This is a genomic window from Micromonospora sp. DT4 (assembly GCF_049841675.1).
Lineage (GTDB): Bacteria > Actinomycetota > Actinomycetes > Mycobacteriales > Micromonosporaceae > Micromonospora.
Genome location: NZ_JBNCKT010000485.1, coordinates 1 through 263, shown reverse-complemented (window position 1 = coordinate 263; position 263 = coordinate 1). Strand labels below are relative to the sequence as shown.

The 263-nt window shown below is 66.2% G+C and carries 1 protein-coding gene; it reads right to left on the bottom strand.

The window, feature by feature from the left end; genetic code table 11:
- The coding region (locus tag ACLQ24_RS30625; RefSeq protein WP_425895199.1) for a hypothetical protein at positions 1-217 on the bottom strand (217 nt) is incomplete at its 3' end.
- Positions 218-263 lie beyond the last annotated feature (46 nt).

Here is a 263-nt window from a genome sequence, read left to right as displayed (position 1 = left end):
CAGTCAACACGTCAGTGAGGACCGAACCCGTCACCGGTGGTCCCACCCGAACCTTCCCGCCGTCGATGGCGAGCAACCGTCCCGACTCATCGGCGGGTAGCAGGATCGGTCCTGCCAACACCGACGCCGCACCAGATAGCCGCTCACCCCGCGACCCGTCGGTCGGCCGGAACGGGATGTAGCGGTTGGCGTCGTCGTTGGCTTGGGTCTCCACCAACCACCAGTCCTCAACCGACGGCCGGTGAATGATCACCAGGTGCTGC